The organism is Flavobacterium sp. ARAG 55.4, assembly GCF_051846875.1.
GTDB classification, from domain to species: Bacteria; Bacteroidota; Bacteroidia; order Flavobacteriales; family Flavobacteriaceae; genus Flavobacterium; species Flavobacterium plantiphilum.
On record NZ_JBPYCT010000008.1, the window covers coordinates 85547 to 99914 of the forward strand.

Here is a 14368-nt window from a genome sequence, read left to right on the forward strand (position 1 = left end):
ACATCATGAAAAAATTAATTTTAGCAACAGCGATCGTATTAGGAGGTTTGTCAACAATGAATGCACAGGCACAAGAAACTACAACTCCTGCTCAAACGCAACAAGCAGCTCCTGCAACAGATGAATTTAAAGAAATCAAAGTGGAAGAAGTTCCAGCAGCAGTGACTGAATCTCTAAAAAAAGCATATCCGGATGCAGTAATCAATAAAGCCCATATGAACGGTAAAAATGAATACCAGTTAGACGTTAAAGTTGGCGATAAAGAAGGTGCTTTGTATGCTGACAAAACAGGAAAATGGATTCAAAAATAAAAACACCCTTTTAATAAAACTCAAATAACAACAAAATAATAATTTTTAAAAAACATATATCATGAAAAAATTAATCTTATCAGCAGCAATCGTATTAGGAAGTTTAACAACCATGTCAGCTCAGGATCAGGCTCCTGCCGAAGATCAAAATGCCGCTCCTACAGAACAGACAGCGCCGGCAACGGATCAGGCTACACCGGCAGAAGAAGCCACTGTAGCGCAGGAAGTAAATGCATACAACGAAATTAAAACAGAAGAAGTTCCTGCAGCAGTAACCGATGCTTTAAAGAAAGCATATCCGGATGCAGTACTGAACAAAGCTTCTGTAAACGATAAAAAAGAGTATGAATTACAAGTTAAAGTTGGCGATAAAGAAGGACTTTTATATGCTGATGAAACAGGTAAATGGATTGAAAAAAACTAAAATCACAACATAAATAAGTAATAATAACATATTTAAAAAAACATATATCATGAAAAAATTAATCTTATCAGCAGCAATCGTATTGGGAAGTTTAACAACAATGTCAGCTCAGGAAACTCCGGCTCAGGATCAAAACGCAACTCCTACAGAGCAAACAACTCCGGCGGCAGATCAGGCAGCTCCTGCAACTGAAGAGGCAACTCAGACAACCGGTGTTTACAATGAAATAAAATCAGAAGATGTTCCTTCTGCGGTGTCTGAATCTTTAAAGAAAGCGTATCCGGATGCTGAACTGACTAAAGCGTATGTAAACGATAAAAAAGAGTATAAGTTAGAAGTGAAAATGGGGGATAAAGAAGGTGCTTTATACATGGATGAAACAGGGAAATGGATTCAGAAATAATCCTGAAAAAGTTATTCACATCAACAGTAAATTATACTGGGAAGTATAATGGTTTTAATACTCACACTTAGGAAGAGGCAAGTCCTGCAGAGCAAACAGCTCCGGAAACTGAAATTTTTAAAAAACCGTATCCGGATGCTGTTTTATCTGAATCCTATGTAAATTATAAAAAGAGTATAAGTTAGAAATGACAGTTAAAGACCAATCGGCTACTGTTTTTACAGATGTCGATGGGAACTGGTAAAAAATAAGTTGGTGAATTAACTTATTGTTTATTGAAAAGGAGGTTGTAATTTACAACCTCTTTTTTTTTGCATAATTTTATGAAATTCCAATAATATAAATCTTATTTTAGCATAAAATGTGCTAATAATGCTGAAGATTTTAATTATTGAAGATGATATTTCGTTTTGCAAACTTTTAGAAAAGTTTCTAATCAAAAATAATTATGCAGTTAGTATTGCTTTTTCGGCAACAGAAGCACGTTTGCTGACTCAAAACGCAGTATTTGATCTGATATTAACTGATTTACGATTGCCTGATGCAGACGGTATTGAGTTACTGGCAGAATTTAAAACTAAATATCCTGAGACTCCGGTAATTTTAATGACAGGCTATTCAGAAGTGAGCACTGCCGTAAAAGCTATTAAAAATGGCGCCTCTGATTATATTTCAAAACCCTTCAATCCTGATGAGGTCCTGGTAGTTATAAGTAATGCATTAGCTAAAGATAAGACTAGTGATAAGCCAACAAAACAAACTCAAAAACAACCGGTTAAAGAAAAGCTTTCTAAAGAGTATGTGCAGGGAATTTCTACAGCTTCAAAAAAACTTTCAGAACATATTAAACTGGTAAGTCCTACGGATATGTCCGTTTTAATTATTGGTGAAAGCGGAACAGGGAAAGAAGTAATAGCACAAAGCATTCATCAACAAAGTCACCGCAAACAGAATAATTTTATTGCTGTTGATTGTGGAGCAATTCCAAAAGAACTGGCAGCAAGCGAATTTTTCGGACATCTGAAAGGTTCTTTTACAGGAGCTATTTCTGATAAAACAGGCTACTTTGAAGCAGCAAGTGGCGGAACTCTTTTTCTGGATGAAATAGGAAATTTATCTTATGAAAATCAAATCCAGTTGTTGCGTGCTTTACAGGAACGGAAAATTAAACCTGTAGGCAGCAATAAAGAAATTGAAGTAGATATCCGGATTATTACAGCTACCAATGAAGATTTGCGTGAAGCAGTCAAAAATGGTGATTTCAGGGAAGATTTATACCATCGGATTAATGAATTTTCAATTCACTCGCCTTCGCTTGCAGAACGTGAAGAAGATCTGATTTTATTTGCAGAATTTTTTCTTGAAAAAGCCAATGCGCAATTGCACAAAGAAGTCATCGGGTTTTCAAAAGAAGTGGTTGCGATTTTTCAAAATTACAACTGGCCCGGAAATTTAAGAGAATTACAAAATTGTGTTAAACGCGCTACTTTATTAACGCAGGGCGATTTTATTGAAAGTGCTGTATTGCCTGTTGAATTTTTTACTCAAAATGAAACCAGAAAGGCTTCTTTTTCTTTGTCCGAAAATGAAAAAGAAGCCATTGAAAATGCTTTGTTCAAAACAAAAAATAACAAATCAGAAGCGGCAAAACTTTTAAAAATTACCCGAAAAACTTTGTACAATAAACTCAAGTTGTACGATATCCATTAAATAGATTTTTCCAGATCCAGGAGCAATACTTTTATTTTTGATTTTAAATCAGTAAAAAGTGTTTTTAATTCCGCATCATTATAATCTAATGATTCAAGATTGTTTAAAATTCTGGCGATTTCTAAGGCTTCAATCTGTTTGAACATAGGTGCCATTTTATGTGCTACCTGTTTAATCCTGTCATAATCAGCTGTTTTTATACTGTTTTCCAGCATAAAAAGATTGGAATTAGTTGATGAAATAAATGATTGAACTACTGTTTTTATCGCTTCGTTGTCCTCTTTTAAGAATAGTTTTAGTGAATCCAAAGAAAATAACTGATTCTCATTTTTTATTTTTTTTATTTCGTTTTCCTGAACAGGAAGAGGTTCTTTATTAAAAATAGCATTTATAGTTTGTAAAAGGATAGACGGAGTAAAGGGTTTTTTGAGAACTGCGGTGAAACCTGCTTTTTTGTATATTTCTTCTGCCAGATCTGTTCTTCCGGTTACTGCTATAACGGGCTGTTTATGATATGATTTTTTCTTCTTTTTTAATTTTTTAATCAGTTCAAACCCGTCTGTTACTGGCATTTGTATATCGGTAATAAGCATGTCAAAAGGTTCAGAGATTAAATTTTGTAAGGCTTGCTCAGCATTAGAGAATGAAATTACGGTATAGAACTCCTTTAAAACTTCGGTAGTGAGCTGTAGTAAATCAGCATCATCGTCCACTACTACAATAGTTTTGTTTGACTGAGCAGGTGTAAAAACTACAGGATTTTTCTCTTCAGTTAGCTGTTGCCCGTCAAAAGTTACAGGCAGGACTATTTCAAAACAGCTTCCTTTTTTAGAACTGTTTTTCAGATATAAGTCTCCGCCTAAAAGTGTGATTATTTTTCTTGAAATGGCTAATCCCAGACCGGTTCCGCCATATTTTTTTTCGATAGTTTCATTGGCCTGTGCAAATTCTTCAAATATCAGATTCTGACTTTCTTTTTCAATCCCTATTCCCGAATCTTCAATGATTATAAATGCTTTTTGAGATTTAGAGTCAAAAATAACCGCTATTCTGATAAAGCCCTCTTCAGTGAATTTATAGGCATTACCAATGATATTAATTAAAACCTGTTTCAATCGGAAAGCATCACCAATTATTGGTTTTTTGAGTTTTTCATCAATGGAAATTTGTAGCTCAATATTTTTTTGTGAATATACCGACTGCAAATTTGCGGTGACTTCCTGTATGGTTTGGAATAAGGAAAATGATTTTTTTTCAAGATTAATTTTCCCTGCTTCAATTTGTGAAAAATCCAGTAAATCCTGAACCAGTCTGGAAATATATTCCGAAGAGTTTTTGATATTACTCGTAAAATAAGACTGCTTGCTGCTTAAGGTTGATTTTCCTAATAATTCAGCATAGCCCATAATGGTGCTTAATGGTGTTTTTAAATCATGGCTGACGGTAGAAATGAGTTGTTCCCTGCTTCTGAGTAAATTTTGAGTTTTAAAATTGGCAATTTCCAATTGTTTTTTATACGATTGTGTTTTTGAAAAATCACTGGCAATTAGTATCGAGAAAACAATAGTGAGCAACAAACCTAATATAGCAGCATAGGTCACGATCTGGTTGATTTTTTTTAAGGATTTTTCTTTTTCATTGTTGTTTTTTACTGAGGAAGTAATGATTTCCTGTTCGATGACACGAAGTACTTTTCTTAACTGATCTGAAATTAAAATTTCATTAGTAAGCAATTTACTTTCCTGAATACTTAAGGATTCTTTTTTCTTTTCGGTTTCCCGTTTTACTTTGCTCAATAATCGTTTAGAAGCTGCTAAAATTGAATCCGTTTCTTTTTTGGTGAGGGTATTGCTGGTATCATCGGGAATATTCTGATTGAGATAATCAATATAATTTTGTAAAATGTTCCGTTGATGGCTGTTTAATTTTTCAGGATTTCTGGTGAAATCCTGTAGTTTTAATTTGCTGAGTGATAATTCAAGTTGGGTTAATTCCTGAATAGCGTCATTTACAGAAGCTTCATCAGAAGTTTTATTTTTGATTGCTTTGAGATGTTTGATATTTTGTGTTTTTTCGGTAAGCAATACCATTACACTATCCAGTAATTTTATTTGATATTCGCTGGAGAGTGTTTTTTTTAAAGAACCAATCCGCTTCTGTAAAGCATTAGTTTCCTGAATGTATTCTTTATAATCGGTCTCAGAATTAGACTGAATTGTTTTTCGTGCTAAACTTTCTGTTTTATATACATTAGAAAAAAGCTGACTTACTTTTAAAACTTTATTTTTTTCAAAAGCTATTTTGTTTTCAATTTTAGAATAATCCATATTTTCAGTGTATAAAATCCAGCCTACACCTGCAACAAGCGCTACTAGAATCATATAACTGATAAATACTTTTACAGGAATGTTACTGTTTTTGTTTCCCATTTTAATACTCTGATTATTATTTTCTATAAAGTTTCTTTTAACCATTTAAAAAATTCTCTTTGCCAGATTTGTGCATTTTGCGGTTGTAATACCCAATGGTTTTCTTCCGGAAAATAGAGCAATCGGCTTTTAATTCCGCGCAATTGTGCCGCTTGAAAAGCTTCTTGTGCCTGACCTGTTGGCACACGAAAATCTTTTCCGCCCTGAATGATTAGCAGGGGCGTATTCCAGTTTTCGACCCGGTTGATCGGATTGAATTCGTTGTATGCTTTTTGAGCCGCAGTATTGTCTTTTTCCCAATATGGACCACCAAAATCCCAGTTGCTAAAGAATATTTCTTCGGTAGTTCCGTACATACTTTGGGTGTTGAATACGCCATCGTGTGCAATAAAAGTTTTAAAACGATTTTGATGGATTCCGGCTAAATAAAACACAGAATAACCACCAAAACTGGCACCAATACAGCCCAACCGATTGGCATCAACATAACTTTCCTGAGCTACATCATCAATAGCAGAAAGATAATCGTTCATTACCTGTCCGCCCCAGTCTTTGCTGATTTGTTCGTTCCATTCAACCCCGTGACCGGGCATTCCACGACGATTAGGAGCCACAATAATATAATCATTGGCAGCCATTAATTGAAAATTCCATCGGTAAGAATAAAACTGGGTCAACGCACTTTGAGGTCCACCCTGACAATATAATAGAGTTGGATATTTTTTTGAAACATCAAAATTAGGTGGAAAAATAAGCCAGACCAGCATTTTTTTACCATCAGTAGTAGTTACAGATCTTTTTTCGGTTTTGCTTAAAGCCAAAGACTGATAAATTTCAGTATTAATATGGGTTAATTGTTGCCAAATATTTTCAACTAAATCGTAAGAAAATATTTCAGCCGCATGATTGGTATCTTCTCTGCTGACTATAATTTTTGTATTGTTAAAACCAATCAGATTTGTAATGTCAAAATAACCATCCGTAATTTGTTGAATTTGTGGTTGCATCTTTGTAAGTCCGGGAAAATGAACTTCAAATAATTGTTTAGTGCCGTCAACGGGAGCGATGAAATATATTTTTTGGCTATCTTCACTCCAAATAAAACTATCCACTGTTCCATCCCAATGTGCAGTTAAGTTGATTTTTAGTCCTTGAAAAAGAACAATAATATCATTTTTATCGGCTTCATAACCATCCCGTTTCATTTGCAGCCATGCCAGAATTCCTGTAGCTGAAAATTGTGGCGCTACATCATAACCTGCATTTTCTTCCGTAAGATTAGTGGTTTTAGCTGTTTGTAATTCATATTGAAAAATATTAGTATTGGTAGAAAGGGCATATTGTGTACCTGTTTTTTTCTTTGATACATACAGAATATTTTTACTGTTCGGAGACCAGATGTAATCTTCATCTCCACCAAAAGGTTTTTGCGGGCAATCAAAAAGTTCGTTTTCCATGATGTCTTTTTGCGGAGCATCATCTTTATCTTCTTTATAAAAAACATGATTAAATTTACCTTCATTCCAGCTATCCCAATGGCGGTAATTTAAAGAATCATAAATTTGAACGTCAGCTTTTTCCAGTTCAGGATAAAAATCTTTCCCTAAGACATTTTCCAGTTTTACTTCCTGATGGGAAAGCAGGTATTTGCCATCAGGCGATAGTTTTTTATTGACTAAAATTGTATTCGGGTCTTCAATTTCAGTAGGATTTCCGCCGTTTATGGGAATAAAATAATTTTTGATTTCCTGTTTGTTTTCTTCAACTGAAGGCGTACTTACTTTATAAACAATATATTTTTTGTCTTTGGATATCCCCAGAGTTGTTATCCGTTTTAATTGCCACAGTAAGGAGGCTGTCATTTTATTTTGAGTCATGTTTTGAAGCTAACATTTATTTAGAACCATAAAAATAGGAATTTTAAAATGGCTGGTTCAGGTATTGTAAAGGTTTTAAGATTTAATTGAGAAATAAGAATAAATGTTATTGGATGATTAATTAAAAAAAGTAATTTTACCTTATCTAGAAAATACGGATAATTTATGAGTGTCTGTATTTTATTTTTTTTCAAAAAAGTATCAGGAGAATAGCATAAATGGCAACAAAAATCACACCTAAAAAATCAAATTCAAAACCTCAAACTAAGAAGTCGCAGGGATTCATGGCTAAAATGAGGAGGATTGTATTAAAAATTATTTTGTGGTTTATAGGTCTTTCTTTGTTTTTTGTAGTCTTTTTTAAATTTGTTCCGGTACCTTTTACGCCGCTTATGCTAATCCGTGCTATTGAAAATAAAGCGGCGGGTAAGCCTGTTTATTTCAACCATGACTGGGAACCATTGGAAAACATTTCGGTTAATTTACAAAAAGCTGTTATTGCCAGTGAAGACGGTTTGTTTTTAAAACATCATGGTTTTGATTTTAAAGCCATGCAAAAAGCCTATAAAAACAACGAGCGCGGCAGAAGAATAAAAGGTGGAAGCACTATTTCCCAACAAACGGCAAAAAATGTTTTTCTCTGGCAGGGACGTAGTTATGTCAGGAAAGCTCTTGAGGCTTATTTTACAGTTTTGATTGAGTTGATTTGGGGAAAGGAACGCATAATGGAAGTGTATCTCAATAGTATAGAAATGGGCAATGGCGTCTATGGAGCTCAGGCTGCTGCCGAACACTGGTACCGAAAAGATGCCGCTAATTTAACACCAAGACAGGCAGCAGGAATTGCAGCCATTTTACCAAATCCCCGAAAATTTACCGCTACCAGTTCTTCGTCCTATATCAACAGAAGAAAAGACAAAATTGTACGTGTAATGCGCACAGTGGGAAAAATAGAATATTAAATGCAATCGAAAAAAGTACTTTTTTTCTGTTTTTTTTTATTGATTTCGGCAAATGCAGTAAGTCAGAAAGCTCCTTTTGAAATAGGTATCGTTACCGATAATGATTTATATACTTCTACTAAAAATGACCAGTATTATACCAATGGACTGGAAATTTTTTACAGGTATTTATCTTCAAAAAATAAACCGAATGTTTTAAAAAGAATAAATGAAATTAAGGCAGGACAATATATGTACAGTCCCAGATTCATTTATGTTGATGAAGAACAAATGTTTGACAGACCGTTTGCAGGTTACCTTTTTGGTCAGTTTGGCAGAACCACCTTTTACAGCAATCAGTCCGTATTTAAAAAACAGCTCCAGATAGGTGTTCTGGGACCTAATTCTTTTGCAGATAAGATACAAAAGGGAACGCACCGTTTATTTAATTACACTGCTTTTGAAGAGTGGAAATATCAAATTCATAATGCGTTCGGACTACAATTTAATGTTTTGTTTGCTAAAGCTTTTTCGGGCAATAAACAAAGAGACAGAGTTGATTTTCATTGGCAGTCTGAGGCAAAATTGGGCACAATTTTCACGTCTTTTTCTACAGGGTTTGTTACAAGAATTGGATTTAAAAAATTAGTTCCTCTTTCGGAGTCTAATTTTTATGGTGCTTCATTGACAACTGAAAAGGAGGGTCTAAAAGAGGAGTTTTATTTTTATATGGCTCCTTATTTTAATTACCAGATGTATGATGCCACTATACAGGGAAGCCTTTTTAGTAACAGCAGCCCGGTTACTTTTGATGTCATTCCGTTTCGTTTTAATGCCGAAGCAGGATTGAGATACCGAAAAAAAAATCTGAATCTTTCTTATGCTTTTGTATACAGGGGGAAAGAATTAGATATGGAGAGAAATACAGGATATTTTTATGGTTCAATAGGTATTTCCTATATTTTTAATAATTCAAGTCACTAGTTTAAAATCGAATCGAACATACCAGCACAATCAGTTTTGTTGTTAGAATTGGAATAAAAAAGTAGTAGTTTTGTCTGGTACTATATTTCAGGATAGTACTTTTTAGATAAACATTATGATTGTATGAAAATAAACAAATGGATTTTTGGAGTTTTGTTGATTGTTATTAATGCTTGCAATAACAAAGAACAGCTTGTCAAAGAACAGCCTGAGGATGTTGCGACGCCTCCTAATATGGTTTGGATTCCGGGAGATAGCTTTACGCAGGGAGCAAAAGAAAATGATCGCTTAGCACTCGAACATGAGAAACCGGCACATAGTGTGGCAGTGGATGGTTTTTTTATGGATATCACCGAAGTGACCAATGCCAGTTTTAAAAAATTTGTCGATGAAACACATTATGTAACTACTGCCGAAAGACCTATTATATGGGAAGAATTCAAAAAAAGTCTGCCTGAAGGAACACCTAAACCGGCCGATTCATTATTGCAACCTGGGTCTTTGGTTTTTAATGAGAAAGTAAAAAATGTGACCAATTATACTGATTTTCGCCAATGGTGGAAATGGGTAAAAGGAGCAAACTGGCGTCATCCGGAAGGAGATAACTCTGATATCATTGGAAAAGAAAATTATCCCGTAGTTCATATTTCTTATGAAGATGCTCAGGCTTATTGTAAATGGGCAAAACGCCGATTACCTACAGAAGCCGAATGGGAACTGGCAGCAATGGGTAATTTAAAAAATCCGGTTTACAGCTGGGGAGATGATGCCTCAAAAACAGACAAAGAAGCAAATACCTGGCAGGGTGATTTCCCTAATTACAACAGTAAAAGCGATGGCTATTCGGCTTTAGCAGCAGTAAAATCATTTGTTCCAAACTCATTGGGGATTTATGATATTGCAGGAAATGTTTGGGAATACACTCAGGATTGGTACAACGTAAATTATTATCAGGAGTTATTTTCGAAAGGAGAAACTACCAGAAATCCTCAGGGAGCTAACGAAGCTTGGAATCCTGCCAATCAATATGAAAAAGAGCGAATTATAAAAGGCGGTTCCTTTTTATGTAATGAATCGTATTGTTCCAGTTTTAGAATCTCTGCCCGAATGGGAATGGCGGAAGGTTCCAGTTCTAATCATGTGGGCTTTAGAACCGTAGTTGATTTAAAAATGCTTCAAAAAGATTAATTTTTGAAACTGTAAAAAATTATAAAACCGTTTCGTTTAAAAAAGCGAAACGGTTTTTTTGTAGTTTCGTCAGAAGTAATTCCATATTAGAATTCCAAATAATAATTATGAGTATTCATTTTCGGCGAATTTTACCAATGCTGTTCTTGTGTTTTTGTGTATTTCTAAATGCGCAACAATCTTTCGTATTTACAGCTATCGATTCTAAAAACGGGCTATCGGACAATAGGGTTCGAACTATTCTTCAGCTTCACGACGGACGAATGGTTGTTACTACCGAAGGTGTTACCAATATTTATGACGGAACTTCCTTTAAATATTTGCATTTAAAAGGCAATAACATTTCCCGATTAACTGGTTATTCAGGATTTCATCACGGATATGTGGATAAAGATTATGTCTGGATAAAAGACAAAGGAAAGCTGATGTGTATTGACATTAAGCAGGAACGTTTTATAACCAAACCCGATAGTGTTTTATTTAAAATGGGAATTCAGGAACCCATAGCTGATTTTTTTGTCGATACTTCTCAGAATTATTGGGTGCTTACGTCATCTGATAAGTTGTTATTTCGAAATGCCAAAAACGGAAAGATTTCAGTTTTTCTTAAAAATGTTTCTACCCGCAATGGAGTCAAAGATCAACTCTATGATGTAGCTGTTATCCGGCAACAACTTTTTCTTTTTTATAAAAACGGATTAATTGTTTGTTATGATTTGAATACGGCTAAAGAGTTGTATAAAACCAATTCGTTATCAAATCAGGAACAATCGAAATACAATAATACGCTGATGGTGGTACAATCAGACAACGCATTGTACCAAATCCGAAATGGATCAACAGGCCTTATGCTGGCTTACGATATTAAAAAACGAACACACACTAAAATACTTGAAACCGATTATTGGCTCAATACTATTTCTGTGGATAGTAAAGGTAATTTATGGGTGAGTTGTGCCATCGGATTGTGGTTTATTGACAAAAATCTAAAAGAAAAACAATTCATTCCGTCGTTCCGATTGGTTGATGGAACGGAAGTAAATACCGAAGCCAGCACACTATACAACGATTCACAGGGCGGTCTCTGGATAGGGACATTCAATCATGGGTTGTTGTATTATCATCCTGAGCGATTCAAATTTAAGAATGTAGGGAAAACTTTTTTTGGAAAGCAATCAAAAGATATTGATGTCAGCTGTTTTGAGCAAACGGCAGAGAATACAATCTTGGTTGGAACCAAAAACGGATTGTACACCTATTTACCTGAAACTCTAAAACTTTCTGTTTTTTCGGGATTCCCGGTCGATGCAGATTGTCTTTCTATGACTAAAGATTCCCAAAACAGGATTTGGATTTGTACCAGAAATAAAGGAGTGTATTGCTTACAAAACAATCAGCTTAAACGTATTGATAAACTAGGTAAAAATTGTCGTTACATAGTTGAAAAACCGGATGGGCAGTTTTTAGCAGCAACAGCAGAAGGATTAGCTGATTATAATCCTGTAAGTGGTTTTTTCCAACTGTTACAGCTGAAATTAAATGGGGAAGAATTAGGTTCTGTTTCTCAGCTGATTGCTTTTGACAAACAATCTTTTTTTGGAAGAAGTGATGCTGGATTATTTGTTTATAATTATAAAAATAATGAGATCAGCCAACCTCTGAAAGTACTTTTGAAGAATGAAAACCAACATTACACCGCTGTTTTCAAAGACAGTCGTGGGATTATATGGATTGGAACTCAGGATGGGTTAAGTGTCTGGCAGCCATCAAAAGCCGAATTACATACACTTTTTACAGATGACGGCTTAATTAATAACAGCATTAAAGGGATTGCAGAAGACAAAAAAGGACTCATTTGGGTTACTACTGCTGGAGGAGTATCCCGGATTGCAGTGGATAACAAAGAAAAGCAACTTCGTTTTTTGATGGCAAATTTTAATCATTTGGATGGTGTGATTGAAAATGAATTTACCACTTCGGCAGTATTTGCTTCGGATAACGGACAGTTGTATATGGGCGGTGTAAATGGTTTTAACAGCATCGATTTACAGAAGCCCTGGTCGTTTAAACAATTACAAAAGCCTTTGTTTACGGGTTTGATGCTTTTTGGAACCCATGTAAAAACAGGGGAATCCTATGATGGCAATGTTATATTGAAAAATACAATTGCTACAACTAAAACTATAGCCTTAAACTACAATCAGAACTTTATAAGTGTTGCCTTTTCGGCATTGAATTATGTGAATCCCATGCAAACGTATTACCGCTATCGCTTGGAAGGCATTGATGAAAACTGGCGTGAAATAGTGGCTCAAAATGGTACCGGAACTGCTTCTTATACTAATTTGGCTCCCGGAACTTACATTTTGAAAGTAAAAGCGGCCAGCAATAGCAGAGAATGGTCGAAAGAGTATGCCGAAATCAAGATTGTTGTAAACCCACCTTTTTGGAAAACACCAATCGCTTATGTATTGTATTTAATAATCGCTTCAATGTTGCTTTATTTGTCTTTATCCTATTATAAAAAATGGACCAATCAGCAATTAATACGCAAAAATGAAGAAAAACTGAATGAAATGAAATTTAGTTTTTTTACTAATGTCAGTCATGAATTCCGTACACCGCTTACGTTGATTATTAGCCCGCTGGAATCTGTTTTGAAAGAAATAAAAGAAACTGCCATTGAATCAAGAATCAAATTAGTGCACCGTCATGCGTTACATTTACAGCATTTGGTCAATCAGTTATTGGATTTTAGACGCCTGGAAATTTCGGGTGAAAAGCTGAATCTGACTTTTGGGGATGTAGTAGATTTTATAATGCAGTTCGAAGATTTGTTTGGCAAATTAGCAGAAGAAAAACAAATCGATTTTTCGATACAATCTGAAATAACAGAGCTGTTCCTGTATTTCGATAAAGATAAATTGTATAAGGTAATCAGTAATTTACTGTCCAATTCCTTCAAATTTACTGCTAAAGAAGGAGTTATAATGGTTCGAATTTCACAAAAAAAGGCAGATGCTGTTTATTTAGAAATCATTGATTCGGGTTCGGGAATTTCAGAAAATGATTTACCAAATGTATTCAACCGTTTTTATCAGGCTTCGAGAACTCAGGGTGGAAGCGGGATTGGATTGCATTTGGTGAAAGAATATATTGAGATGCATTCGGGAGAAATTATCGTAACGAGTGAACCTAATATAAAAACAGTATTTACAATTACAATTCCAACTCATCTTGTTCCGTTACAAACAGATTTGGAAATAAAAAATAAAGATTCACAGTTTTTAACGGAGAGTCAAAGTTTGCTGACAGATGTAAAAAAAGAGAAAATTTTGGTAGTGGAAGATAATGAGGATTTAAGGTCTTTTCTGGTGAATGAGTTAGCTAATACCTACGAAGTTTTTGAAGCTGTAGATGGTGAAATAGGTATAGAAACGGCTTTGTCACTAACTCCTGATTTGATTATAAGCGATGTAATGATGCCAAAAGTAAGTGGATTTGAATTATGCGAAAGCATAAAATCTAATGTGCAAACTTCACATATTCCCGTAATATTATTAACTGCCCGTTCCTCAGAAGAACTCAAAATTACAGGCTATCAGGCAGGAGCCGATGAATATTTGTCAAAACCCTTTAATCTCGATATTTTGTTGCTTCGAATAGAGAAATTAATTGCGCAGAAGAATCTTCGTCAAGCTGCTTTTTCTCAAAAATTAGCAGTAAACCCGAAAGAGATTACCATAACATCACTTGATGAACAGTTAATTGAAAAAGCACTTAGCTGTATGGAAAAAAATATGGATAATGCATCTTATTCTGTTCAGGAATTCAGTCATGATCTGGGAATGGATCGAACGGTATTGTACAAAAAACTGCAATTTATTACAGGACTGGCTCCTTCGGAATTTATTCGTTCCATTAGATTAAAACGCGCTGCACAACTATTAATTCAGAGTCAATATTCAGTAGCTGAGGTATCCGAAAAAGTAGGCTTTAATACACAGAAATATTTCAGTAAATATTTCAAAGAAGCTTTTGGAGTCAGTCCTTCAAAGTATGCCCAAAGTGAAAAAAATACTGATAATGAGTTACTATAAA

10 protein-coding genes are annotated in these 14368 nt (G+C 34.7%); 8 read left to right on the plus strand and 2 right to left on the minus strand.

What is annotated here, in order from left to right:
- Nucleotides 1-5: 5 nt before the first annotated feature.
- The 4 genes from ACSV4D_RS10515 to ACSV4D_RS10530 all read left to right on the plus strand — a co-directional run bounded on the left by ACSV4D_RS10515 (nt 6) and on the right by ACSV4D_RS10530 (nt 2848).
- Nucleotides 6-311, plus strand: coding sequence for a hypothetical protein (locus ACSV4D_RS10515; protein ID WP_408079912.1), 306 nt, complete (start codon nt 6-8; stop codon nt 309-311).
- Nucleotides 312-372: 61 nt separating this feature from the next.
- A complete protein-coding gene (locus tag ACSV4D_RS10520; RefSeq protein ID WP_439228247.1) occupies nt 373-735 on the plus strand; it encodes a hypothetical protein in 363 nt (120 codons plus the stop codon).
- Between the two features lie 49 nt (nt 736-784).
- Nucleotides 785-1138, plus strand: a complete 354-nt coding sequence (locus tag ACSV4D_RS10525) for a hypothetical protein (RefSeq protein ID WP_408079908.1) — start codon at nt 785-787, stop codon at nt 1136-1138.
- 372 nt (nt 1139-1510) lie between these two features.
- Nucleotides 1511-2848 carry a sigma-54-dependent transcriptional regulator gene (locus tag ACSV4D_RS10530; RefSeq protein WP_439228248.1) on the plus strand — a complete coding sequence of 446 codons (1338 nt, stop codon included), beginning with the start codon at nt 1511-1513 and terminating at the stop codon, nt 2846-2848.
- Here the strand turns inward: ACSV4D_RS10530 and ACSV4D_RS10535 are convergent.
- Nucleotides 2845-5277: an ATP-binding response regulator gene (locus ACSV4D_RS10535; RefSeq protein WP_439228249.1), complete on the minus strand. Its 2433-nt coding sequence runs from the start codon at nt 5275-5277 to the stop codon at nt 2845-2847. The genes ACSV4D_RS10530 and ACSV4D_RS10535 overlap by 4 nt on opposite strands.
- Before the next feature lie 23 nt (nt 5278-5300).
- On the minus strand, nt 5301-7154 hold the full coding sequence (locus ACSV4D_RS10540) for a prolyl oligopeptidase family serine peptidase (RefSeq protein ID WP_439228250.1): 1854 nt from the start codon (nt 7152-7154) through the stop codon (nt 5301-5303).
- Nucleotides 7155-7372: 218 nt separating this feature from the next.
- Between ACSV4D_RS10540 and mtgA the strand changes: the two genes are divergently transcribed.
- The 4 genes from mtgA to ACSV4D_RS10560 all read left to right on the plus strand — a co-directional run bounded on the left by mtgA (nt 7373) and on the right by ACSV4D_RS10560 (nt 14367).
- Nucleotides 7373-8116, plus strand: a complete 744-nt coding sequence (gene mtgA, locus ACSV4D_RS10545) for a monofunctional biosynthetic peptidoglycan transglycosylase (protein ID WP_408079900.1) — start codon at nt 7373-7375, stop codon at nt 8114-8116.
- A complete protein-coding gene (locus ACSV4D_RS10550; protein ID WP_439228251.1) occupies nt 8117-9079 on the plus strand; it encodes a lipid A deacylase LpxR family protein in 963 nt (320 codons plus the stop codon). It abuts the gene before it with no gap.
- Nucleotides 9080-9202: 123 nt separating this feature from the next.
- Nucleotides 9203-10267 (plus strand): formylglycine-generating enzyme family protein, encoded by a 1065-nt coding sequence (locus ACSV4D_RS10555; RefSeq protein ID WP_439228252.1) that lies wholly within the window; start codon nt 9203-9205, stop codon nt 10265-10267.
- A 107-nt stretch (nt 10268-10374) separates the two neighbouring features.
- Nucleotides 10375-14367, plus strand: a complete 3993-nt coding sequence (locus ACSV4D_RS10560) for a hybrid sensor histidine kinase/response regulator transcription factor (protein ID WP_439228253.1) — start codon at nt 10375-10377, stop codon at nt 14365-14367.
- Nucleotide 14368 lies beyond the last annotated feature (1 nt).

Excerpts from the sequence above, each read along its gene's own strand:
- ACSV4D_RS10515 (WP_408079912.1), top strand. The coding sequence starts at position 6 with ATGAAAAAATTAATTTTAGCAACAGCGATCGTATTAGGAGGTTTGTCA.
- ACSV4D_RS10520 (WP_439228247.1), top strand. The coding sequence starts at position 373 with ATGAAAAAATTAATCTTATCAGCAGCAATCGTATTAGGAAGTTTAACA.
- ACSV4D_RS10525 (WP_408079908.1), top strand. The coding sequence starts at position 785 with ATGAAAAAATTAATCTTATCAGCAGCAATCGTATTGGGAAGTTTAACA.
- ACSV4D_RS10530 (WP_439228248.1), top strand. The coding sequence starts at position 1,511 with ATGCTGAAGATTTTAATTATTGAAGATGATATTTCGTTTTGCAAACTT.
- ACSV4D_RS10535 (WP_439228249.1), bottom strand. The coding sequence starts at position 5,277 with ATGGGAAACAAAAACAGTAACATTCCTGTAAAAGTATTTATCAGTTAT.
- ACSV4D_RS10540 (WP_439228250.1), bottom strand. The coding sequence starts at position 7,154 with ATGACTCAAAATAAAATGACAGCCTCCTTACTGTGGCAATTAAAACGG.
- mtgA (WP_408079900.1), top strand. The coding sequence starts at position 7,373 with ATGGCAACAAAAATCACACCTAAAAAATCAAATTCAAAACCTCAAACT.
- ACSV4D_RS10550 (WP_439228251.1), top strand. The coding sequence starts at position 8,117 with ATGCAATCGAAAAAAGTACTTTTTTTCTGTTTTTTTTTATTGATTTCG.
- ACSV4D_RS10555 (WP_439228252.1), top strand. The coding sequence starts at position 9,203 with ATGAAAATAAACAAATGGATTTTTGGAGTTTTGTTGATTGTTATTAAT.
- ACSV4D_RS10560 (WP_439228253.1), top strand. The coding sequence starts at position 10,375 with ATGAGTATTCATTTTCGGCGAATTTTACCAATGCTGTTCTTGTGTTTT.